The following is a 21,547-nucleotide window of genomic DNA, read 5'->3' as shown; positions in this document are numbered from 1 at the left end:
TTCCCTTCATCAGGTTTCAAAGTTACTCTTAAACCAAAAAATGCACAAAACAGTTTAGTCCATTGATCTGTCGATGAGCCTCTGGTCAAGTTGCTTGGTGGTTTTTGCTCCCAGCTCTCTCAACCGCTCGGTTTTACGAACAAGGTTGTCCTTGCCATCTACCAGCTTATTCATTGCCGAATCGTAGTTTTCTTTGGTTTGTTTAAGGCTGTTGCCCACCTTCACCAAGTCGGCCACGAAGCCATCGAATTTGTCATAGAGTGCGCCGGCTTGCCTGGCAATTTCCTCAGCATTTTTGTTCTGCATGTCCTGCTTCCATATGTACGAAATAGTGCGCAGGGTGGCAAGGAGTGTAGTGGTGGACACCAGCACGATATTTTTGTCTAGCCCTTTTTCATAGAGTGCATGATCCTCTTTGTAAGCAACAGTCAGTGCAGGTTCGTTTGCCACAAACATCATCACATAGTCGGGCTGGCTAATTTCGTAAAGATTTTGATAGTTGCGCTCGCCGAGCAACTTGATATGGCTGTAAATGCTATCAATATGCAGCTTCAGGAATTTCGCTTGTTCCAGGTCGTTTTCGGCATTGAAAAAGTTGGTATAGGCCGTTAGCGACACTTTTGAATCAAGGACCAGATACTTTTCATCCGGAAGTTTGATGATGTAGTCGGGGCGCTGATTGGAGCCGTCCTCATTCTTGAAGTTCTTCTCTTTGAAATAGTGGATGTCTTTTTGGAGACCGGCTTTTTCAAGGATCGCCTCCAGCTGCATTTCACCCCAGCTTCCCTGTGATTTGCTGTCGCCTTTCAAGGCTCGGGTGAGGTTCTCCGCTTCTTTGGTAATCTGTTGATTCAACTCACGGAGGTTTTTGATTTGCTCGCTCAGGCTGCTGTTCCACTTCAGGCTTTCTTTGTTCGTGTCTTCCACCTTTTTTTCAAACTCGGCTATTTTCTCCCGTAGCGGATTGAGCACCTCGGCTATATTCGTCTTATTCTGGTCAGTGAATTTTTTACTTTTTTCTTCAAAGATTTCCTGAGCAAGGTGCTTGAACTCTACGGTGAAACGTTGCTGGAGCTCAGCCACTTCCTTTTTGTGCTCGTCCAGCCTCTCCTGTAGATTTTTATAATTGGCCTCCAGCGTGGAATTTCTTGTGCTCAGTTGAATTACCTTTTCTCTTTCTGACTTAATCTCTTGCACGTACCCAGCTGCTTCTTTCTCCACCTCTTCCAGCTTGCCCTTCAGTAGGGCGTTTTGTGTATTCTGCTCATTGCTTTTTGCTTCAAACTCACGTTGCAAACTTTGTTTGGTGGTCGACTGCCTGGCTAGCAGGACAAGTGCTGTAGCCACCAAGCCAATGGCTAATCCGATAAGGAGTGAAATCAAATCCATGGTTAACGTGTAAGAATTTTAGCACCGAAAATAGTGCCGCTAAGTTAAGACCTTCGCTACCCTTTTATTCCCTGATGTGCCACTAATTTTCATTTATTGCCCGCAATCGTAAGTGGGCAAAAGTATTGTTCTTAAATAAGTTGATGGGTTAAAGATGCATTACTAAAAGAGACCCACACAAAGTATAAAATGACTTTCAAAACTATTTTAGCCGTGATGGCTCCCGGCTTTGGGGATCCAACTCGGGGAAGTTGAACGGCTTGAAGATAAAACCCCGACCCTGTGTTGAATGAAGTTTACCATTCCCTGGAACTTCTTTGTCTTTCCCTTTGTCTCAAATGTTGTTATTTGCAATATGCTGCTTCGGTTCCGGGTCATCGCACTATTTCTTTTACTCGTCATCGCCTTTCCCCCTGGAAACGAGACTGTGCGCACGGTTTTCGACCACCAGGATGACGAGCTGACCTCTCTCATATCCGACACAGCTGTGGAGTTTTTATTCCAATCCCGGCTCAATCCCACTCGTCAAAAAACCCAACTACCTTACCTTCTTCTCTTTTGTGCCCGCCCTGCTGCGTTTTCGGCTGTGCCTGTCAATGGCAATGATTTGGTTCAATCGGCGGGGAATGCCTGGCCGTGGCTGCACCTTTTCCGGTCCACACAACTATTCCCCTTTCATTTCTTCAGGTAACATCCCTTCTTTTTAGTCAGCCGGAAGGCGGGTGCTGCAGCAAGGTTTCCCCCTCCGCAAAAGACTGATACGGAATATCAGGCGGATTGAATCTGCCTTTATATAGTTTTAACTAAAAAAGAAGCTTACATGGATGATCCAAAAAAACAACTCCTGCGAATTGCAGGGGGCTTTCTGCTTGGGTATATATTTCTCGTAGTCATTACCCTCTACCTGGCCCAGATGCAGGAAGACATTTCAATATTGAGTGAAGGCCACATCGAAGAAAACTATGTGGCTCCACCAGATATCACATTGGCGAGAGGGCAGAAGATGTATGTACCCGCCTATTCAAGTATCCCATTGTCCGACAATTCCCGGCAGAATCTTTCTATCTTGTTGAGTATAAGGAACACCGACCCCACCACGTCAATTAACATTACCCGGGTTGACTACTACGACACCCGAGGCCAGCTGGTCAGGCACTTTACACCCCGCATCGTAGAAGCGGGGCCAATGGAAACTATCGAGTACTTTATTCCGCAGAACGATGAATCGGGTGGGTCTGGCGCCAACTTTTTTGTAGAATGGAGTGCCGAAACGGCCGTCTTCCAGCCAGTGGTGGAGGCACTGATGTATGGAAAAACGGCAGGAAGGGACCATGAGTTTAAAAGCATTGGGCTTGTAGTAAAAAAATAGACAGAAAGCAGATGGTCATAACCAGTCACAATATCCTTTTGGTGGGTTCTATCCTGCTGCTGCTGAGCATTTTTGCCGGCAAAACAACCTATAAGCTGGGCGTGCCTACCCTTATTCTTTTTCTTATTGTTGGCATGCTGGCAGGTTCGGATGGTATTGGTGGCATCTATTTCGATAATCCCGTATCGGCGCAGTTCATTGGCGTGGTTGCCTTGAACATCATCCTGTTTTCAGGCGGGCTCGACACCCGTTGGGACAGTGTGAAGCCGGTGCTTGGCCAGGGCATTACCCTGGCCACGGTGGGGGTGTTTCTTACAGCCGGTAGCGTAGGATTGTTTATTTACTGGATATCTGACTTTACACTTCTTGACGGGCTGCTGCTGGGTTCCATTGTCTCTTCTACCGATGCAGCAGCCGTATTTTCTATTCTTCGGTCAAAAGGGATCAACCTGAAAGGAAATATAAGGCCCATTCTTGAGCTTGAAAGTGGGAGCAACGACCCCATGGCCTACTTTCTCACCATCACGCTTGTCGGGATTGAACAGGTGCATGAGTTAGATTTTGTTGCGGCGCTGGGAAGCCTCTTCTTTCAATTTGCTTTGGGAGGAGCCTCTGGTTTCCTCTTCGGGAAGCTAAGTAAGCTGGTGATCAACAAAATCAAGCTGGATTTCGAAGGGCTGTACCCTGTGCTTACACTCACTTTGTGCTTTATTACGTTCTCCGTCACCGATTTTATTGGGGGCAACGGCTTTCTGGCAGTTTACATCTGTGCGGTGATGTTGGGCAACACCAACCTCATCCACAAAAGCTCGACTATCAAATTCTTTGATGGGGTGGCCTGGTTGATGCAGATCATATTGTTCCTTACGCTGGGGCTACTCGTGTTTCCATCCCAAATCATTCCCATCATTTCAATTGGCCTTCCTATAGCCTTGTTTATGATCCTGGTCGCACGGCCTTTGAGTGTGTTTGTGAGCCTGGCGGCCTTCAGGCTCGGGTTTCGCACCAAGCTCTTTATCTCGTGGGTTGGGCTGCGGGGCGCTGTGCCCATCGTTTTCGCCACCTACCCCATGGTGGCAGGCGTGGAAAATGCTGATGTAATTTTTAATATCGTTTTCTTCATCACTTTGCTGTCAGTGACCATTCAGGGGACCACCATTTCCTTTATGGCCAAATTATTGGGAGTGAAAGACGCCGACAAGGTAACTGAGGGGTTGAGCTCCGGTTTCATCGAAAATGTGAAAGGCACTTCCTCGGAAATACTGGTAAGGGCGGGCAGCAGTGTGGTAGGAAAGAAAATTTACCAACTGGGCATACCTGCGTCAGTACTGGTGGTAATGATCAAACGGGACAAAAAGTATTTTGTGCCCGGGGGAGCCACAGAGCTTGTGGAAGGCGACTTCCTGTATATCATTGGAGACGATACCAGCAGCATAGACTCCACCAGAGAGCTTTTCGCCTAGCGCAAGTGAGTCAGCACAGGCACTTTTTCCTGAAGATGCCTTTACTGCTCTATCGTTTTATATGTATTCACGCTAAGTTCAGCCGTGGCGGCAATTGTTACCGGCTGTGTCTTCATAACCTGCCAGCTAACCTCAAAAGCTATTTACCTCTTTCGCCGTCCTGTTGCCTGACTCAATAGCACCCTGTATCCACCCATGATAGGCCGAAGCATGCTCCCCGGCAAAGTGAATCCGGCCCTCGGCTGTGATCAGGTGGGGCAGGTGTAACGTTAAGTCATTGGGTGTGCCAATGGCGTGTGCATACCCGGCCCAGGGATCCTCACCCCATACTTTAATAAACGCCCCTTCCAGCTGCGGCTTGAGGCCGGGAAAGACTGAGTTAACATGGTTGGCAGAAAAGGCCAGGCGCTCCTCAGTACTCATTGTCATAAACTTACCAGCGTCCCTGCCTTTCACATAGTGGGCGATAATGCCCCGGTTGGCATCCGACTCATAGTGTGGGTCCCAGATTTCGGAAGGAAGGTCAGTAGCAGCAAAGCCCGTCAGGCCGTCCTTTTTCCAGTAGCGGTCTCTTACCTGCATGGCCGTGCGGCCGAGGTTCCAGCCCCCCATATTGTTGATAGCAGTTTGCTTGGAGCTCGAAAACGTCTTCACAAAATCCATTTTCTTCAGCACCGGCAAGGGCAGGGTACAAATCACCCTGTCGGCCCTGAGTGTGGAGCGTTCACCTCCTCTATCCACGGTTACGCTTACACCCGTCTCATCCTGATCGACGGCCAGCACTTTGGTGCCGTATTGTATCAATCGCTCAAGGTCTTTGGCCAACGCACGAGGCAGCAGGTCATTGCCTCCCACAATCTTGTTGCGAGTGGCACCAAACGACAGGCTTGTCTCCCGAACCATCTCAAGAATCGAGAAGTAGAGTCCTTTTTCCCCTGCTTCTTCCCAACCCAGCATCAGCGCACCAGCGATATCCGGGCTGTAGCCCTCACTCACAAGAAATTCCTTGAAAGTGAGTTTGTCGTAGCCTGCAATGGCGGCCGGTGGCCAGCTCAAATCCCTGGCATCACCCACCTGAGTCATGATGGATTGAAACGGTTGTGTACTAATGCCCGCCCAGTCCATGGCGACTTCTTTGGGGGTGAGCGAAAAGGGATAATCTTTCAATGGAGCTGGTTGGTTGCTGGTATAGCGGATTTTTTTTCCTTTTACCATGTGCAGCAAACCGCCTTTAGCTGGGTTGAAAGGATATAACTCAAGCCCGTATTGCTTCACGTATTTCATGGTCCACTCATGGTCTTCAGGGATTCGGGCGGCGCCCATGTCGGCATAGAGTCCGTCAGCAAACATGTTTCGGGCAGTGAACACACGCCCTCCGGCCCTCATCTGCCCCTCAACGATTTGGACGTCATGACCCAGGTTGCGCAGTTCCATACCAGCCGACAAGCCAGACATGCCTGCGCCGATAATGATGACTTTCTGCTTATTGCCCCGTCTCGTTTTCCAGGGGTCGTTGACGGACAGTGCCTGCACAGGCTGTGTGGCCAAAGCGGCTGCGAGAATTGAACTGAGTTTTACAAAGTCCCGACGGGTAAAGGTAGGGTGCATGGGTAGGTAGTCAGTTAGCGAATAAAGGCTGCCGGAAAAAAGGCGCTCATCGGCAGTAATAATGTCTGAATGTACGGAAAATTCTGAATTGCATAAGCAGCATGTCGGGTTAGCGGCTGGAGGAGATAGGCGCCGCTGCTTACTTGTCGGAGTGGCGGGTTAGCCCCTCTTCAAACGCCGGAATGGCAGCGCCCATATGCTCCAGCCCTTTGAAAGTATGAAGCTTTACCTCAACAGATGACTGACTTTTCAGCAGCTGCCCAAAAGTCTCAAAACGGCGGCCAAGATCCTCTTCTTTGGCACCCAGTGTCATATATACCTGGGTGCTGCTGTTGGAGCCCACGGAAACGGGCAACGCCTGAAACTCCGTGAAAAGATACTCCTCCCCATACCACAGGGAAGGGCTGGCTGCCACATAGTGGGAAAAAGTGCTTTGACGGCCGGTTTGCAAATTTTGCAACAGCGCATAAAGGACGAAATAGCCACCCAGCGAGTGCCCCATCAGGCTGTTGTTTGAAGGAGTGGTTCGATAGTTCTTTTGCACATAAGGGACAAGCTCGTCTGTGATAAATTGGTGAAACTTGTGACCACCTCCACTCAGAGGAAAACTGTCGGCAGGGTTGGCTGTCGGAAATGTATAATCCCTGTTGCGCAGCGAGTCCATCAAATAGGCATCCTTATAGCCTATGCCTATCAAAATCACCTCCGCTTGTTTTTTCTTCTTTTCTTGTCCGTCGATGGTGCTACTGATGGGATCGAAATAGGCATTGCCATCAAGCAGGTAAACCACAGGATAGTTGCGCTCAGGGTGTTGGTCGTAGCCCAGTGGCAACCTAACGAACAGGTTATAGACCGTGCCGCTACCAGCTGATTTCATCACGAATGTGGGCAGTGTTTCCAGGTCGTCGTCTACTTCCGGTGTCGACTTGTCGATGAGTACCGCCACGTTGAGGCAATAGTGATGGGGTGGTCGGTTCCAACTCCCAAGACTGTTTCCCCGGTAGAAGCTTTTGGAGGTGCCGCCCAGCTTTACTTCATAATAGATAGGTGCAATGCCCGGTTTCCCCTCAGGGATGAATTCTACGGCAGCAAGGACGTCCCCCGTTAGTATGATGTTGTAAGGCTTGAGGTCGAAATGCAGCCAACCCGCTATGATGGCATGGCGTTGGAAAACACTTTTTTCGAAGACCCTTTCGACGGGCTGACTTTTGGCGCCATCATATCGGTAAAAGTTGATCCGAAAACTCGCACTGTCGGGCCTGTTGCTGTTCACGTGGAGGTTAAGTCCGGTTATCTGTGCGGCGTGGTCGCCCAGCCTGATTACCTGCCCAATTTCAAATGCATCGTCAGACTGAAAGATGCCATCTGTGAAGTGGATAAGACCCCGCTTTCTTATCCCTACCGTGCGTTCGATAAGTTTTTCTCCCAAAACAAACACCTCGCTGAGTGTGGTGGTTTTCTCGTTGAGCATGACCTGAAGATTAGTTTTGAGGTTGCTAATAGGGACAGACACGTCAAAGTAGCCAACCATCGAAAAAGTGAGCGAATCCCCGAAGTAGCTTTGAGGAATCTTGATCGCAAAGGAGCCATCCTTTGCTGAAGTGGTGCCGATATTTTTACCTGCAATGCCGATATTGACGAATGCCAATGACTCCTGGTCGGCTGCATCAACAACTTTCCCACGTATCAGGCTTTGCGAGAAGCACGAAAAGAACCCACAAAAACCAATAAGAATAAAAGGGACTCTTAAATACATTGAATTTGTTTCGTCTGTTAAAGTATTTCAAACAGTGGCTTTCATGCGGCTAATGACAAGAAACCTGTAAGTGAAAAATAGTTGTATATGGATGCATCTTGCGAGCTAACCATTTGGAATATTACTAACCTGGGCATTAAAGATCAAAAAACGCAGGTTGATGATTCTTAGGGAATTTTGTAAAACACTAGCCTCTTTTTAAAGTAATCCATGCTGCGTGTGCGTCTTTCTGAAAGGGCGTCCGTCTTAGGTAGAACTATTTGCCCCGATAAATCAGTTACTAATCCGTTAACTTACAACCGAGAAATCAACCATCCCTTTTTTCATGTCCAAACCGAAATCAAAAGTAACCGTAGCCCAGGCGTTCAAAGACTTTATCTGGCCACGTCGCAAGATTGTGGCGGTTGGCCTGGTGCTCATCATCATTAGTCGCCTCGCCAGCCTGGTGCTTCCGGGTGCCACCAAATACCTGATCGACGATGTCATCGTCAATCACGATTTACACATGCTTAAGCTGTTGCTCATAGCGGTGGTGGCATCCATTACTTTGCAAGCCGTGACGTCGTTTTCTCTCACCCGCCTGCTTAGCGTAGAGGCCCAGCTGCTCATTAGTAAACTCAGAGCACAGGTGCAGAGAAAGATTTTGTCGCTGCCCATTTCGTATTTTGATAACAACAAGTCAGGCGCCTTAGTCAGCCGTGTCATGAGCGATGTGGAAGGCGTGCGAAACCTGGTAGGTACCGGCCTGGTTCAATTGGTTGGGGGAAGTATCACTGCTGTTATTTCGCTGGTGCTGCTGATCCGCATCAGCCCTATGATGACGTTCTATGTGTTGGTGCCGGTAGGTATTTTCGCCTTTATCGCCATGAAGGCCTTTGGGAAAATTCGCCCCATTTTCAGAGAGCGTGGTGTGATTAACGCCGAAGTGACGGGCCGCCTCACGGAAACCCTGAATGGCGTTCGGGTGATCAAGGGCTTCAACGCCGAAGAGCAGGAAAACAATACTTTTGCAGCTGGCGTGGAGCGGCTTTTTCAAAATGTGAAAGCAAGCCTTACCGCCACCGCACTAGTGACCAGCTCCGCTACTTTTCTGCTTGGTTTGGCCTCCACAGGTATCATGGGCATAGGTGGCTACCAGATCATCACCAACGAGATGACCATGGGTGATTTCATCGCTTTCACCCTCTACCTGGGCTTCATGATTGCGCCCATCGTTCAAATGAGCAATATCGGTAGCCAGCTAACCGAAGCCTTTGCCGGGCTTGACCGTACCGAGGAGATCATGAACATGGATCCTGAAGACATGCCGGAGGAAAGGCCGATACAGCTGAAAAAGCTGAAAGGAGATTATGCGTTTGAGAATGTCAGCTTCGCTTATGAAGAAGGCAAGGAAGTGATCCACGATATTACGTTCACTGCTCCCTCTGGTTCGGTCACAGCCCTGGTGGGCTCTTCAGGGTCGGGAAAAACAACCATAGCGGGTTTGGCGGCCACCTTCCTCACACCAAAGACTGGCCGCATTACGCTCGATGGGGAAGACCTGTCGAAAGTGGGGCTGAAAAGCTTCCGTCAATACCTCGGCGTAGTGTTACAGGATGACTTCCTCTTCGAAGGCACCATCCGGGAAAACATTCTTTTCCCAAGGCCCAACGCTACCGAAGAGGAGTTGAAAAATGCAGTAACGGCTGCCTATGTGCACGAATTTACCGACCGGTTTGATGATGGGCTGGATACGGTGATTGGTGAAAGAGGCGTGAAACTTTCCGGCGGACAGCGCCAGCGTATTGCCATTGCCAGGGCCATTCTGGCTAATCCTAAAGTGATCATTCTGGACGAGGCTACCTCGAACCTGGACACAGAAAGTGAGTCGATGATCCAAAAGAGTTTGGCAGAGCTGATGAAAGACCGCACCACCTTTGTCATTGCTCACCGTCTCAGCACCATCCGCCGGGCAGATCAAATTCTGGTGATCGAGCAGGGCAAAATTGCTGAAAGAGGTACACATGAAGAGCTGATAGAGAAGAAAGGCCGGTACTTCGATCTGTATACTTATCAGGCGAGGATTTAAGGAAGGTAATTGGTAATCAGTAGACGGTAAGTGGTGGCTGGCTCGCCAGTAACTACTTGCTGTTGGTTATCAATTTCGCTTCGGTGCCAAAACGATATCAAGCCTAACGTCATGCTGTTCCGTTACGTGAATCTCTTCCACTACAGGCAGCAGAGAGAGTCCCACTTTTTTTGTCTTCTCGGATAGCGACGAAAGAAATCCATCATAAAAGCCCTTTCCATAGCCAATGCGGTTCCCGTGTTTGTCAGCTACCAGAAGCGGCACAAAAATCACGGTACAGAGCGAAGGATCAGCCGGAGGAGTATATACGGGTTCTGGAATCCCCCATTTACTGGTGTTGAAATGTGTTTTGTCGTCAAACCAAACGTGAGAAAGCGTGCCTTGCTCAATATCGGTGAGCGAAGTCATCGTGCGAATCCCCTCCCGCCACAACCAGCGAATGATGGGCCAGGTGTCTACTTCTTTGAACTTCTCTATAGGCAAAAAAATATGAACCGGGCCACGTCCAATAAGTTCTTTATTGGCTTTCACCTGGTCAAACAGGCTGTCACAGGCCGCTTGCCACTCCTGATAGCTTAGCGCTTTTCTCTTGTCCAGGTATTGTTTTCGAAGTGCCTGTTTGTCCATCGTGGCTTATTCTTCCATAAAAATATGGAAGGAAAAGTCGAATGCATCAAATCCGTTCAGGAACTCGTCCAAAATAGCAGGATTGGTGAGGTAAAAGTTGAGAAAGTTGTCGTGGCGCTCCTGCAATGAGCCTCCCGGGAAAAGCTTCTCTTTAATACTTTCAATCTGGTTGATCGCCACCGCCTGGTTATTCTCTTCGGCCTTTTGCAGCTTTTTCTCCATGCCCTCAAACTCCTGTAGTAGCCGGGTTTCCTGCTTGCCCATGTAGCCATCCAGCGTTTTATCAATGGCCACTGCTTTGGCCTTCACCTGCTCCATGAGCCTGGCAAAGGCCGCTTTTTCTTCGCCCAGCAGCAGGTCATTTTCGGAGTTCTCCCTCACATACTTCTTCCTGATCTCATGGCCTTCCATAAATAGGTCAGCGAGTTTCAGTCCCAGCTTCTCTATTTTACTTGCCTGGCTTTTTTGTACCACCAGTCCAAAATTCCTGGGCATCAGCATGGGGAAAGGTAGCTGATAATGATCGAAAACAGCCTTGAATTGCAGCCAGTAGGCTACCTCAGCCGGGCCACCTATATAGGCCAGGTTGGGGAGAATGGCCTCCTGGTACACTGGCCTCATGATTACGTTGGGGCTAAATTTCTCCGGGCTTTTCTCTAGCAGCTTCCAGAGCTCTTCCCTGGTGAACGACAGGTCAGTATTGTTGACTTTGTAGATACCATCTTCTTCTATGATCCTGTCCCTGTGGATGCTGTTCAGGTAAAAGAAGTTGATTTCCCGGGCATGCACCTGCGTCTTAAAGCCGACGTCGTCAAGCTTTTTAGTGGTTTCGTCAACCAGCTTCCCAGATACATGTTCTTCAAGATCTTTTTTGATGATGGGAGCAAAAATCCTTTTTAAATCCGGGTGATCTCCATCCACCATCACCAGGCCTTCGTGGCCAAATAGCTCATTCACATAGTACCGAACAGCGTCAGCCAGGTTGTTGTGATCGAGGTATGCTTTTTCAAAGACGGACGCTCTGTCGGGCATCTCATCGAGCACTTTGCTTAGTGAATGGGGCATAAAGCGGCCCACGGCACCTTTCTGATCAGTTTCCCAGGTATATTTCTTGCCATACAGGTAGCAATAGCTAATCTCCTCAAAATCGTGATCCTCAGAAGCAGCCCAGTACACAGGCACAAAGTGGAAATCGGGGTACTTTGCCTTTAGTTGCTTGCAGGCATCTATCACCGTCACAATTTTGTAGATAAAGTACAGGGGCCCGGTGAAAATATTTAGCTGGTGCCCGGTGGTGACGGTGAATGTGTTTTCTTCAGAAAGTGCGTGAATATTCTCTCTCAGCTTGGGAGACATATCCAATGCACCATACTGCTCGTCGAGTACTGCCTCCAGCCTTAGCCTGTTCTTTTTGGGGAAAGCTTTTTTCAGTGCTATCTGCTTCTCAGCATTTTCTACAGAGGGATAGTATTGATAAAAGTCTTTTAGTGACTCATTTTTTGCCAGGTACTCCAAAAAAATAGGAGAGAACTGTCCAGTCTCTCCCAGGGATATTTTTTCTACTCTCATTTCAGGTTACAACAATTCTCCAAACAAATCGAATTCGGCAGCATCATATATCTTAACTGTGGCGAAGTCGCCAATACGTAAATAGTTTTCTTTTCCATCAATGATGACTTCGTTGTCAACTTCGGGTGAGTCATACTCTGTTCGACCGATGAAATTACCACCTTCTTTGCGATCCACCAACACTTTAAAGGTCTTGCCTATTTTCTGCTGGTTGAGCTCGTAGGAAATGGCTTCCTGAACCTCCATAACGGCGTCGGCTCGTTCTTGTTTAACATTTTCAGGAATATTGTCTTCAAAGCTATATGAGTGGGTGTTTTCTTCATGTGAGTAGTTAAACACCCCGAGCCTGTCAAACTTCGACTTTTGCACAAAGTCCATCATCTCTTCGAAATCCTGCTCTGTTTCACCCGGATGTCCGGCAATCAATGTGGTACGGATGGCAATGCCCGGAACTTTAGATCGCATGGTCGCCAGCAGGTCTTCGGTTTTCTCCCGTGTGGTTCCCCGCCTCATCATCTTCAGCATGTTGTTGGAAGCATGCTGAAGGGGAATGTCTACGTAGTTGCAAATGTTAGGGCGTTCCGCCATTACATCAAGTGCATCCATAGGGAAGCCAGCCGGAAATGCGTAGTGGAGGCGGATCCAGTCAATGCCGTTTACATCCGAAAGGCGCTGTAGCAGCTCAGCAAGGTTTCTTTTCTTGTACAGATCCAGACCATAGTAGGTTGAATCCTGGGCGATAAGCAGAAGTTCTTTAGTGCCATTCTTGGCCAGGTGCGACGCCTCTTTCACCAATTCTTCAATAGGCCGGGAGATATGGCCGCCACGCATCAGTGGAATGGCACAAAAGGAGCATGGTCTGTCGCAGCCTTCAGATATTTTCATGTAGGCGTAGTGAGCAGGATTAGTTAAAATCCTTTCACCCACCAGTTCGTGCTTATAGTCGGCTTTGAACTCCTTCAAAAGCCTCGACAAATCTCTCGTACCAAAATAGGCATCCACTTCCGGAATCTCCTTTTCCAGGTCGTCCTTATATCTTTGCGACAGACAGCCCGTCACATATATCTTTTCAACCAGCCCTTCCTTTTTCGCATCTACATAGCGCAGGATGGTATCGATGGATTCTTGCTTGGCATTATCGATGAACCCGCAAGTGTTAATAACAACCACATTGGAATCGTCGTCTTCCGATTCGTGCACGGCATCGATTTCGTTGCCCCGCAGTTGGGTAAGCAAAACTTCCGAATCAACAGAGTTTTTGGAACATCCAAGGGTAACGATGTTCACCTTCGTATTTTTTAGTCCTTTAGTTTTCAAATGTCAGATTGGATTTGGCCACTGGTTTCCACGAAATTGTTCTCTATCTGCCAATGGGCTCGCAAGTTAACAATTTCCGGTGGTGTTAGTTACCCGTTGGCAAAAGTGTTGCGTTTAGTATGATAGCTCCTATTCAAATTTGGAATAGGGTTACGTATCCAACAATAAATTCTATTTTTGCAGTTGGGTTAGTCGATATGATCTTGAAGAAATTTTCCTGGCATCTTTGGTTATTAATTTTTGTGTTGGGCTGGTCTGCCTGTGCACCCGACCCCTCCTGCTCAGATATTTACCTGCCTTATGTAACGGCAAGCTTTTACACGGTTAACGACGCTGGTGTTGAAACCGTTGAATCTGTCCAGCTTGACTCGCTTTGGGCCGATGATGCGGACACTTTGCTTTATGCCGACACAACGCTTTCAATTTATGGATTATACGTAAACCCCGAAGCAGCGAGCACCACTTACCATTTCTGCCTCAACGATACGTGCAACTCAGTGACCTTTATGTACGATAGAAAGGAATACCTGATTTCGCCAGAATGTGGCCCCCGGTTCAGGTTTCAAAACCTTACGACTGGGTTTGAAGGATTTTACGACTCCGTCATTGTAAACAAGCCAGAACTTACCCTACTTGGAGAAGTTAATGTTAAAATCTACCGCTAGCCCACTTTTGCTTTTTCTGCTACTGTTGCCCATAATCAGCAGGGCCCAGGATGAAGACTGGCGTCCTTCAGCGGTTAGGGTGGGGGCGGACGTTTTCGGCCTTGCAAAAACAGCCCTGACTGATGGCTATAATCGGCAGGAGATTCAGGCAGACATTGATTTCAACAAATACTTTTTTGTACTGGATCTGGGAAGAGAAGAGATCGACAATTCGGCAGAAGGGTTTACACACACCACCAATGGCACATTCTACCGGGCCGGGGTCGACGTTAACCTGACTCCTTACAACCCAAACAAAGACGTTGTTTTTTTCGGGCTAAGGTATGCGCACGCCACTTTCGACGAGTCGCTGGCATTCGATTATGCGGTGCCGTACTGGGGCCCTGCCAGTGTGGACGTGACGAATGCCGGGCTCAGTGCCTACTGGATAGAGGCTGTGTTCGGCATGAAAGTGAAGGTGTGGAGGCAGTTTTACATGGGCTACACCCTGCGGGGCAAGTTTGGGCAAAAGACAAAGGGAGCAGAAACACTCATTCCGTATACTGTGCCCGGTTATGGGGTAGTGACCGATGGCGGAAATTTTGGTTTCGGCTACCACATCTACTACAAGCTGGCTTTCAGAGACAAAGCCGTTCCCTTGCGGCCGAAGGATTCCAAGAAAAAGTTAAAGTAACGTGAGTTCGATATAAAAATGTCGTCATTCCGGAAAATATTGGCCTAGAATTCAAACAGGCCAATATTTGTCCGGAATCTCAAATGTCTTGGGGGCAGAGATTGCGGATAATTTTCTTCAGATGAGAAAAATATCTGAAGAAAATTTCCGCAATGACGCCCCTCGGTGATGTTTTGTTACATTCTTATATCGAACTCACGTTAAAGTAGGTAAACGACTGGAAAAGGGAACTCAAGGAAATTTTTTATAAATCTCTTTTCTATGTAAAAATCGCAGTATTGTTACACGTTCGCCATCAACGTGGATTCCCAGTCGGTAGTTGCCGAGCCGCGTCCGAAAGAAGCCTTTATGACCCTTGAGCTTTTTTTAATGTTTGGAATATCACGAATAGTTTGTGCTGATTCTATTAATTCAAGAGTTTCCTGGAGGAGCAGGTTAACAGACAGCGTTTGGATCGAATCAATGTCTTTAAGTAGTCTCTTTCCGCAGGTTACTTTCATTCGCTTTCAATGATTTCACAATCATATCCTTGGATACGAACTCCTTAGTTTTGAGTTCCTCTTCCAACAAGTCAGCGAAAGCGTCATCCTCACCTTCCTCAGTATATGCCCGAAGCTTCGCAATATTTAGCTCTTGAGCATTTTCTAATAAAGCTTTGCCTTTTTTGCTCTCTTCGTCAACGCTGATAATATACTCTGCCATAACAACGCTTTAAACAAATCTACAAAACATTACTAAAATAGCTTTTTTCAATTCCTTGTAAAGAACGACTCCACAAAAGCCATTTTGTTGAAAACCTGTAGCTCCTCCATTTTCTCGCCAACACCAATATACTTCACCGGAATCTTGAACTGATCTGAAATACCAATAACGACACCACCCTTGGCCGTGCCATCCAGCTTAGTGATGGCCAGGGAGGTTACATCTGTCGCTTTTGTAAACTCCTGTGCCTGAATAAAAGCATTCTGGCCAGTGCTGCCATCCAGTACTAACATTACCTCATGTGGGGCATCTGGAATGAACTTCTGGATCACTTTCTTGATTTTGGAAAGTTCATTCATCAGGTTCACTTTCGTGTGAAGGCGTCCTGCCGTGTCAATAATGACAAGATCAGCTTTTTCGTCTACGCCCTTTTTAACAGCATCGAAGGCCACCGAGGCCGGGTCGGTATTCATACCATGCTCTACCACGGGTACACCAACACGCTCCCCCCAAAGTTTGATCTGATCTACAGCTGCTGCCCTGAAAGTGTCGGCAGCGCCCAATATCACCTTATATCCTTTCTGCTTGAACTGATGTGAAAGCTTGCCAATAGTGGTAGTCTTGCCCACGCCGTTGACACCCACCACCAGGATCACATATGGCTTTTTATCTTTTGGCAATTCAAAATCTTCAACATCCTCAGTGTTGTTTTCGGAGAGCAGCCCGGCAATCTCCTCCCTCAGAATAACGTTCAGCTCGGATGTGCCCAGGTACTTGTCTTTGGCCACCCTTGCCTCCACTCTGTCAATTATTTTTACTGTGGTTTCAATGCCAACATCTGACGATACCAGTACCTCCTCAAGCTCGTCGAGCACATCTATGTCTACCGTCGACTTTCCGGCTACCGCCTTGCCGAGCTTCGAGAAAAAATTCTCCTTCGTTTTCTCCAGTCCTTTGTCCAGTGACTCTTTTTTGTCCTTGGACATGAATCCAAATAAAGCCATATATAATAGGGTTGCTTATTGACTGCGGAGTTGCACAATGAGCATCTCCTTTAGCCAACGGAAAATACAAATTTCAAACTTAAACCACCGGAAAATGATTCTGCGTTTGGTTATTATTGAAAAAATAATGCAGGCGCCAGGGGTTGACTGCCGTCTTTTGGTAACAAAAAAAGTCCCATGAAGGGACTTTCTTGTCAATAAGTACTGTTGACTAGCTTATTTCGCTAGTGTATCTTTTACGAGGTCAGCAGGAACCATTTCCTCACGGAAAGTATATGCACCAGTTTTTTCAGACCTTACAGCCTTGATCACTTTCGCATAGGTTTTGCCACCTTCTTTCTTCAGGGTTGCAACTACTTTCTTTGCCATGATTATTTAATTTCTTTGTGGACAGTATACTTACGAAGTATGGGGTTATACTTCTTCATCTCAAGTCTTTCAGGAGTATTTTTCCTGTTTTTTGTGGTAATGTGACGTGACGTACCTGGAAGACCAGTCGTCTTGTGCTCTGTGCACTCTAGTATTACCTGAACTCTATTTTTGTTCTTAGCCATGACTATTCTATTCTTCTAGCTTAAAATACTACGTTGCCCTTAGCTCTCGCCTTTTTCAAAACAGCGCTGATACCATTCTTGTTGATGGTTCTTAAAGCAGTTGATGAAACCTTTAACGTAATCCAAAGATTTTCTTCAGGGATAAAAAAACGCTTTGTGTGCAGGTTTGGGTAAAACTTGCGCTTCGTTTTATTGTTTGCATGAGAAACATTGTTTCCCACACGTGTGCTTTTTCCGGTTATCTGACAAACTCTCGCCATTGTCTTATAAGTGTATTTTTGAAATGGGTCTGCAAATATCGGAAAAATTTGATTACCAACAAACGAGGGCGAATAATTATGCATCTTTTCTTTTGTAGTCGTAAGGGCAGTGTCTGCATCCGCTCTTACAACAATAGCCTCTTTTCAGATGGTATTCCTTTGTAAAGACAAGGAACCCCTCTTTGGTGTGGTAATAATCTTCGGTCTTTAACCCGTACTCAACCCTCTTTGCTGATTCTTTCTCCATCGCCTTTTTCGGTCTAGGGGCTTTTATTTACCTTTGAAACCCTGCCCAACAGGCAATTGTTCAATCCTAAAGTCAAAGATATGATCAAGACAATGAGTAGCAAAGAAGCGATGGAGCTGGAAAACAAGTATGGAGCTCATAACTACCACCCGTTGCCGGTCGTGCTTTCGAGGGGAGAAGGAGTCTTTGTGTGGGACATTGAAGGAAAGAAGTACTACGATTTTCTTTCGGCTTACTCAGCAGTTAATCAGGGGCACTGCCATCCAAAAATTATCGGCGCCTTAAAAGAACAGGCAGAGACTTTGACACTGACTTCAAGGGCCTTTTATAGTGATGCCCTTGGTGCCTTTCAAAAATATGCCACTGAGTATTTTGACTTCGAAAAAGTGCTGCCAATGAACACTGGCGCTGAAGGCGTAGAAACTGCGCTTAAAATTTGTCGGAAGTGGGGTTATGAGAAGAAAGGCATTGCTGCCGATCAGGCTAAAATCATAGTTTGTGAACAGAATTTCCACGGCCGTACCACTACGATCGTGTCTTTTTCCAGCGATGAGGGGGCCAGAAGAAACTTTGGGCCGCTTACACCAGGGTTTGTAAAGATCCCTTACAATAATATAGATGCTTTAAAAGAAGCTTTGAAAGACCCCAATGTGGCCGGCTTTTTGGTGGAGCCTATTCAGGGTGAAGCAGGAGTTTACACACCAACCGACACCTATATAAGAGAAGCCGCTGCTTTGTGCAAAGCCAGCAACGTTCTTTTCATTGCCGATGAAATTCAAACGGGCATCGCCCGTACTGGCAGTTTGCTGGCAGTTTGCGGCAACTGCTCGTGTGAAGGCAATTGCGAGCGACAGCCTGCCACTTATACAAAGCCTGATATTCTCATCCTGGGCAAAGCCATGTCGGGTGGTGCTTATCCGGTGTCTGCCGTTCTTGCCGATGACCGCATCATGGATGTGCTCACCCCCGGCACGCATGGCTCTACCTTCGGTGGTAACCCAGTGGCATGCAAGGTGGCCATGGCGGCGCTAGACGTCGTAAAAGAGGAAAAGCTGGCGCAGAATGCCCGCCAACTGGGGGCAGTCTTTCGTGAAAGAATGAGCAAATTCATTGAGACAACAAAGCTTGTGAAAATGGTGCGGGGCAAGGGACTGCTCAACGCCATTCTCATCAACGATACAGAAGACAGCAGCACAGCCTGGGACATTTGCGTCGCCCTGAAGGACAATGGCCTGCTGGCCAAGCCTACCCATGGCAATATTATCCGCTTTGCTCCGCCGTTGGTAATGACGGAAGAACAACTCCATGAGTGCTGTGACATCATTGAGAAAACCATCCGGGAGTTCGAGCAAAAAAGCTGATTGGCAAATTACTGCTGCGATTTGTTTTTACACTTGAGCAACAGGGTTGGCTTATACCCCATAAGGGGCATTTGCAATTCCATGTTACTCATATACCTTTAGGGGTTTACAGCCAACAGTTAGTATGAGCCTAAGGGTCTTGTTATTTTTTGTTTTCTCGCTTTTAGGAGGGGCGCCCCTACTGGCGCAAAACGCCGAACTTGACAGCCTGGAGAAAGTTCTGCCACAACAAGCGGGCAGCGACAAAATATCGACTCTCAACGCCATTTCCTGGCATTACCGGCAAGCAAATACTACAAAAGCGATGGAGCTCGCCAAATCCGCCCTCAAATTGTCCACGGAAGTTAATTATCTGGAAGGAGAGGCGCTATCACTTCAGTCGGTTGGTGCTGTTTATGAAGCCACCAGCAACTTTGACAGTGCGCTGCTTTTTTTCAATAAGTCCCTGGTCATCAAGCAGGCGCTTGGCGATACTACCGACATCGCCGCATCACTCAACAACATTGCCATGGTGTATGACCAGCTCGGCAAAGATGAAATGGCGCTGACCAACTACTTTCAGGCCCTAAGGATGTACGAAGCCGTAAATGACCTTTTCTCCGAAGCCATGGTACTTGGCAACATTGGCATCGTGTACAAAAAACAAAAGGACTATGCCAAAGTGCTCACTTACTACGAACGGGCACTCGAAATTTACGAAAACGAACAATCGGTTTTCGGCTCATCAGTGGTGCAGGGAAACATAGCCTCCATTCTTATTATTCTGGGAAACTACACCCAAGCCATTGAGGTTGCCAAAAAATCGCTCCAGGGCTACGAAAGCCTCGGATACAGCAGGCTCATGGCCTATTCGCTAGGCAACCTGGCCATCGCTTATGACAGTCTGAAGGAGCTTTCGGTTGCCCGTGATTATTACAAACAGGCCTTAGTACTGCATAAAAATAACAACAACACAGCTGAGGTGGCTTTTACGCTAAAGAACCTCGCAGGCAACGAATTGGCGTCGGGAGAATACACCAGGGCATTGGCTCATGCCACAGAAGCATACCACCTGGCGTCTTCTGCCAAAGCCAGCGACGTACTGATGCAGGCATTGGTAATTATCACCAGATGTGAGCAGCGGCTAGGCAACTATGAAAAAGCTTTTGCCTACCAGCAACAGTACATCGACTTGCGAGACAAAGCTTTTGAAGAAGAAAAAACCAAAGCTACGCTGGAGCTCGAAGCAAAATACGAAACCGAAAAAAAGGATCGGGAGCTTGAGCTGCAACGTCTTTCTCTTGTCGAAAAAGATCTTGAGATTCAAAAAAGCAGGGTCGCCCAACTGGCACTTGGAGGCGCCTTACTTTTGCTTTTCGTACTCGGCCTGCTTGTAAGAGCCAGAACCAAGCTTAGCTACCAGAGAAAGTTGGATGAGGAAAAACTGGCTAAGCAAGAGGAATTGCTAAGGGCCGTGATCAGCTCCGTGGAAGGGGAAAGAAAGCGCTTTTCCGAGGACTTGCACGACAGTTTTGGCCAGCTTATTTCGGTATTGAAAATGAATGTCGATTCACTGTCGGCAGCACCCCCTTCTGCTTCAGCCGACCGACAGCGAATGTTTGACCAATCGGTATCGGTGCTCAACGACATGTATGGTGAGTTGAAAAACGTATGCTTTAACTTAATGCCCAAAGCGTTGATTCAACACGGATTGCCCGTTGGGGTCAATGAGCTGGTGGCACGAATCAATCACACAGGCAAGCTTAGGGCCGAAAGTCATTTCTTTGATTTGGACGAACGACTAGTCGATATTCAGGAGATATCCTTGTACCGAATCGTGCAAGAGTGGACCAACAACATCCTCAAATATTCCGATGCCAAAAACCTTTTTATTCAAATCACACGTGACGAGGCAGAGATAACGCTTACTATCGAAGATGATGGTATGGGTTTCGATGAAAAAATATTAAAGATGGGCCAGGGAAACGGCTGGAAAAACTTACAGTCACGTACTAATCTAATGAAAGGGACAATTGATCTGGACACGGCCCCAGGCCGAAAAGGTACAATGCTAACGGTGAACGTTCCGGCTATTCTAAAGGGAGATCAATCGCAAACGGGCGCTAACAAAGTGGAAACATTGCTTACCTATGCGCTGTTTTAGTAAGGGGTGGTACGTAGTGCAAAATCACCTGCCGGGGGGATGTTGAAAAACTGATTGTCGGACTAATTTTCGGACATGAAGTCTTTCAGCAATATTTCCTCTAAATTCATCCGGAAGTTTAGCGGGACTAGAAAAATGAATAGAACAAAGGTGTACCTGGTCGATGACCATGCTATCCTCATGGATGGTGTCAAGTCGTTGCTCAATGCTACCGATGAGTATGAAGTCGCTGGCACAGCTTCTACCGCCGAGGATGCATTGAAATACCTTCAGAATGAACCGGTTGATATTCTCATTTCGGACTACAGCTTGCCGGGAATGGATGGCCTGGGGCTGGTAAAAGTGATGCAACGCATAAGACCAGAGGTAAAAATTCTCATCATGAGTATGCACGATGAAGGGCATCTGGTAAAGGAAATTCTAAAGGAGGGCATTAAGGGTTACTTGCTAAAGAAGGACTCACAAAAGGAGCTTATTGCGGCTCTCGATCAAATTAGAGCTGGCAGAACTTATCTGAGTAATGAGATTAATACGCTGCTAATACAAAACTTGCAAAACCCCGATGAGGGAAAACTGCTCACCGAGCGGGAAAGGGAAATACTGAAGCTGATTGCGAAAGAGTATACGAATAAGGACATTGCTGAAGAACTGTTCATCAGTGAACGCACAGTGGAAACCCATCGCAAAAATATCTTTCGAAAAACCAAGACTAACTCTCTTGTTGGCCTGATCAAGTTTGCTTATGCGAACAATCTGGTATAGAAAAACCAGC

21 protein-coding genes and 1 pseudogene are annotated in these 21,547 nt (G+C 47.3%); 9 read left to right on the top strand and 13 right to left on the bottom strand.

The window, feature by feature from the left end; genetic code table 11:
- Positions 1–54: 54 nt before the first annotated feature.
- Positions 55–1,389, bottom strand: coding sequence for a DNA recombination protein RmuC (gene rmuC / locus GC130_RS07840; RefSeq protein WP_151997725.1), 1,335 nt, complete (start codon positions 1,387–1,389; stop codon positions 55–57).
- Positions 1,390–1,678: 289 nt separating this feature from the next.
- On the opposite strand from rmuC, the gene GC130_RS07835 reads away from it, so the two are divergent.
- The 3 genes from GC130_RS07835 to GC130_RS07825 all read left to right on the top strand — a co-directional run bounded on the left by GC130_RS07835 (position 1,679) and on the right by GC130_RS07825 (position 4,221).
- Positions 1,679–2,080, top strand: a complete 402-nt coding sequence (locus GC130_RS07835; RefSeq protein ID WP_151997724.1) for a hypothetical protein — start codon at positions 1,679–1,681, stop codon at positions 2,078–2,080.
- Between the two features lie 129 nt (positions 2,081–2,209).
- Entirely contained in the window at positions 2,210–2,758 is a 549-nt protein-coding gene (locus GC130_RS07830) for a DUF3124 domain-containing protein (RefSeq protein ID WP_151997723.1), read from the top strand.
- 11 nt (positions 2,759–2,769) lie between these two features.
- Positions 2,770–4,221 (top strand): potassium/proton antiporter, encoded by a 1,452-nt coding sequence (locus tag GC130_RS07825; protein ID WP_151997722.1) that lies wholly within the window; start codon positions 2,770–2,772, stop codon positions 4,219–4,221.
- A gap of 132 nt (positions 4,222–4,353) precedes the next feature.
- On the opposite strand, the gene GC130_RS07820 is transcribed toward GC130_RS07825, so the two are convergent.
- Positions 4,354–5,829: an FAD-dependent oxidoreductase gene (locus tag GC130_RS07820; protein WP_151997805.1), complete on the bottom strand. Its 1,476-nt coding sequence runs from the start codon at positions 5,827–5,829 to the stop codon at positions 4,354–4,356.
- 139 nt (positions 5,830–5,968) lie between these two features.
- The gene (locus GC130_RS07815) at positions 5,969–7,585 is read right to left on the bottom strand and encodes an alpha/beta hydrolase-fold protein (protein ID WP_151997721.1); all 1,617 of its coding nucleotides are present in this window, start codon (positions 7,583–7,585) and stop codon (positions 5,969–5,971) included.
- Positions 7,586–7,910: 325 nt separating this feature from the next.
- On the opposite strand from GC130_RS07815, the gene GC130_RS07810 reads away from it, so the two are divergent.
- Positions 7,911–9,653 carry an ABC transporter ATP-binding protein gene (locus tag GC130_RS07810; RefSeq protein ID WP_151997720.1) on the top strand — a complete coding sequence of 581 codons (1,743 nt, stop codon included), beginning with the start codon at positions 7,911–7,913 and terminating at the stop codon, positions 9,651–9,653.
- A gap of 69 nt (positions 9,654–9,722) precedes the next feature.
- Here the strand turns inward: GC130_RS07810 and GC130_RS07805 are convergent, their stop codons facing one another.
- Genes GC130_RS07805 through rimO form a run of 3 tightly spaced genes read right to left on the bottom strand, consistent with a single transcriptional unit; the run spans position 9,723 to position 13,166 of the window.
- On the bottom strand, positions 9,723–10,280 hold the full coding sequence (locus tag GC130_RS07805; protein ID WP_151997719.1) for a 5-formyltetrahydrofolate cyclo-ligase: 558 nt from the start codon (positions 10,278–10,280) through the stop codon (positions 9,723–9,725).
- Between the two features lie 6 nt (positions 10,281–10,286).
- Complete coding sequence (gene bshC, locus GC130_RS07800; protein WP_151997718.1) at positions 10,287–11,849, bottom strand: bacillithiol biosynthesis cysteine-adding enzyme BshC; 1,563 nt, start codon at positions 11,847–11,849, stop codon at positions 10,287–10,289.
- A gap of 6 nt (positions 11,850–11,855) precedes the next feature.
- Positions 11,856–13,166, bottom strand: a complete 1,311-nt coding sequence (gene rimO, locus GC130_RS07795) for a 30S ribosomal protein S12 methylthiotransferase RimO (protein ID WP_151997717.1) — start codon at positions 13,164–13,166, stop codon at positions 11,856–11,858.
- A 203-nt stretch (positions 13,167–13,369) separates the two neighbouring features.
- Here rimO and GC130_RS07790 point away from each other — a divergent pair, with 203 nt between their 5' ends.
- Together GC130_RS07790 and GC130_RS07785 are read left to right on the top strand one after the other, a co-directional pair.
- Positions 13,370–13,831 (top strand): DUF6452 family protein, encoded by a 462-nt coding sequence (locus GC130_RS07790; protein ID WP_151997716.1) that lies wholly within the window; start codon positions 13,370–13,372, stop codon positions 13,829–13,831.
- A complete protein-coding gene (locus GC130_RS07785) occupies positions 13,812–14,504 on the top strand; it encodes a DUF6048 family protein (RefSeq protein WP_151997715.1) in 693 nt (230 codons plus the stop codon). Before GC130_RS07790 ends, GC130_RS07785 begins: the two co-directional genes overlap by 20 nt.
- Before the next feature lie 231 nt (positions 14,505–14,735).
- Here the strand turns inward: GC130_RS07785 and GC130_RS29205 are convergent.
- From GC130_RS29205 to GC130_RS28565, 7 genes and pseudogenes are all read right to left on the bottom strand, one after another.
- Positions 14,736–14,843: pseudogene (locus GC130_RS29205) on the bottom strand (type II toxin-antitoxin system RelE/ParE family toxin); the annotation flags it as partial.
- A gap of 129 nt (positions 14,844–14,972) precedes the next feature.
- Positions 14,973–15,206, bottom strand: a complete 234-nt coding sequence (locus GC130_RS07775; protein WP_151997714.1) for a hypothetical protein — start codon at positions 15,204–15,206, stop codon at positions 14,973–14,975.
- Positions 15,207–15,253: 47 nt separating this feature from the next.
- Positions 15,254–16,210, bottom strand: a complete 957-nt coding sequence (ftsY, locus tag GC130_RS07770) for a signal recognition particle-docking protein FtsY (RefSeq protein WP_151997713.1) — start codon at positions 16,208–16,210, stop codon at positions 15,254–15,256.
- A gap of 216 nt (positions 16,211–16,426) precedes the next feature.
- The gene (locus GC130_RS07765; RefSeq protein WP_151997712.1) at positions 16,427–16,579 is read right to left on the bottom strand and encodes a DUF4295 domain-containing protein; all 153 of its coding nucleotides are present in this window, start codon (positions 16,577–16,579) and stop codon (positions 16,427–16,429) included.
- A gap of 2 nt (positions 16,580–16,581) precedes the next feature.
- On the bottom strand, positions 16,582–16,764 hold the full coding sequence (gene rpmG / locus GC130_RS07760; RefSeq protein ID WP_151997711.1) for a 50S ribosomal protein L33: 183 nt from the start codon (positions 16,762–16,764) through the stop codon (positions 16,582–16,584).
- Positions 16,765–16,784: 20 nt separating this feature from the next.
- Complete coding sequence (rpmB, locus tag GC130_RS07755) at positions 16,785–17,024, bottom strand: 50S ribosomal protein L28 (RefSeq protein ID WP_151997710.1); 240 nt, start codon at positions 17,022–17,024, stop codon at positions 16,785–16,787.
- Positions 17,025–17,100: 76 nt separating this feature from the next.
- Positions 17,101–17,271 (bottom strand): DUF5522 domain-containing protein, encoded by a 171-nt coding sequence (locus GC130_RS28565; RefSeq protein WP_193217805.1) that lies wholly within the window; start codon positions 17,269–17,271, stop codon positions 17,101–17,103.
- Positions 17,272–17,351: 80 nt separating this feature from the next.
- On the opposite strand from GC130_RS28565, the gene rocD reads away from it, so the two are divergent.
- The 3 genes from rocD to GC130_RS07740 all read left to right on the top strand — a co-directional run bounded on the left by rocD (position 17,352) and on the right by GC130_RS07740 (position 21,537).
- On the top strand, positions 17,352–18,632 hold the full coding sequence (gene rocD / locus GC130_RS07750) for an ornithine--oxo-acid transaminase (RefSeq protein WP_151997709.1): 1,281 nt from the start codon (positions 17,352–17,354) through the stop codon (positions 18,630–18,632).
- 124 nt (positions 18,633–18,756) lie between these two features.
- The gene (locus tag GC130_RS07745) at positions 18,757–20,775 is read left to right on the top strand and encodes a tetratricopeptide repeat protein (protein WP_151997708.1); all 2,019 of its coding nucleotides are present in this window, start codon (positions 18,757–18,759) and stop codon (positions 20,773–20,775) included.
- 135 nt (positions 20,776–20,910) lie between these two features.
- The gene (locus GC130_RS07740) at positions 20,911–21,537 is read left to right on the top strand and encodes a response regulator transcription factor (protein WP_151997707.1); all 627 of its coding nucleotides are present in this window, start codon (positions 20,911–20,913) and stop codon (positions 21,535–21,537) included.
- Positions 21,538–21,547 lie beyond the last annotated feature (10 nt).

The sequence above is a fragment of the Imperialibacter sp. EC-SDR9 genome, assembly GCF_902498805.1.
GTDB lineage: Bacteria > Bacteroidota > Bacteroidia > Cytophagales > Cyclobacteriaceae > Imperialibacter.
Note: the sequence above shows the minus strand (reverse complement) of the source record. Positions and strands in the feature narration are given on the sequence as shown.

Coding starts and splice junctions, on each gene's coding strand:
- rmuC (WP_151997725.1), bottom strand. CDS start 1,389: ATGGATTTGATTTCACTCCTTATCGGATTAGCCATTGGCTTGGTGGCT.
- GC130_RS07835 (WP_151997724.1), top strand. CDS start 1,679: ATGAAGTTTACCATTCCCTGGAACTTCTTTGTCTTTCCCTTTGTCTCA.
- GC130_RS07830 (WP_151997723.1), top strand. CDS start 2,210: ATGGATGATCCAAAAAAACAACTCCTGCGAATTGCAGGGGGCTTTCTG.
- GC130_RS07825 (WP_151997722.1), top strand. CDS start 2,770: ATGGTCATAACCAGTCACAATATCCTTTTGGTGGGTTCTATCCTGCTG.
- GC130_RS07820 (WP_151997805.1), bottom strand. CDS start 5,829: ATGCACCCTACCTTTACCCGTCGGGACTTTGTAAAACTCAGTTCAATT.
- GC130_RS07815 (WP_151997721.1), bottom strand. CDS start 7,585: ATGTATTTAAGAGTCCCTTTTATTCTTATTGGTTTTTGTGGGTTCTTT.
- GC130_RS07810 (WP_151997720.1), top strand. CDS start 7,911: ATGTCCAAACCGAAATCAAAAGTAACCGTAGCCCAGGCGTTCAAAGAC.
- GC130_RS07805 (WP_151997719.1), bottom strand. CDS start 10,280: ATGGACAAACAGGCACTTCGAAAACAATACCTGGACAAGAGAAAAGCG.
- bshC (WP_151997718.1), bottom strand. CDS start 11,849: ATGAGAGTAGAAAAAATATCCCTGGGAGAGACTGGACAGTTCTCTCCT.
- GC130_RS07785 (WP_151997715.1), top strand. CDS start 13,812: ATGTTAAAATCTACCGCTAGCCCACTTTTGCTTTTTCTGCTACTGTTG.
- GC130_RS07775 (WP_151997714.1), bottom strand. CDS start 15,206: ATGGCAGAGTATATTATCAGCGTTGACGAAGAGAGCAAAAAAGGCAAA.
- ftsY (WP_151997713.1), bottom strand. CDS start 16,210: ATGGCTTTATTTGGATTCATGTCCAAGGACAAAAAAGAGTCACTGGAC.
- GC130_RS07765 (WP_151997712.1), bottom strand. CDS start 16,579: ATGGCAAAGAAAGTAGTTGCAACCCTGAAGAAAGAAGGTGGCAAAACC.
- rpmG (WP_151997711.1), bottom strand. CDS start 16,764: ATGGCTAAGAACAAAAATAGAGTTCAGGTAATACTAGAGTGCACAGAG.
- rpmB (WP_151997710.1), bottom strand. CDS start 17,024: ATGGCGAGAGTTTGTCAGATAACCGGAAAAAGCACACGTGTGGGAAAC.
- GC130_RS28565 (WP_193217805.1), bottom strand. CDS start 17,271: ATGGAGAAAGAATCAGCAAAGAGGGTTGAGTACGGGTTAAAGACCGAA.
- rocD (WP_151997709.1), top strand. CDS start 17,352: ATGATCAAGACAATGAGTAGCAAAGAAGCGATGGAGCTGGAAAACAAG.
- GC130_RS07745 (WP_151997708.1), top strand. CDS start 18,757: ATGAGCCTAAGGGTCTTGTTATTTTTTGTTTTCTCGCTTTTAGGAGGG.
- GC130_RS07740 (WP_151997707.1), top strand. CDS start 20,911: ATGAATAGAACAAAGGTGTACCTGGTCGATGACCATGCTATCCTCATG.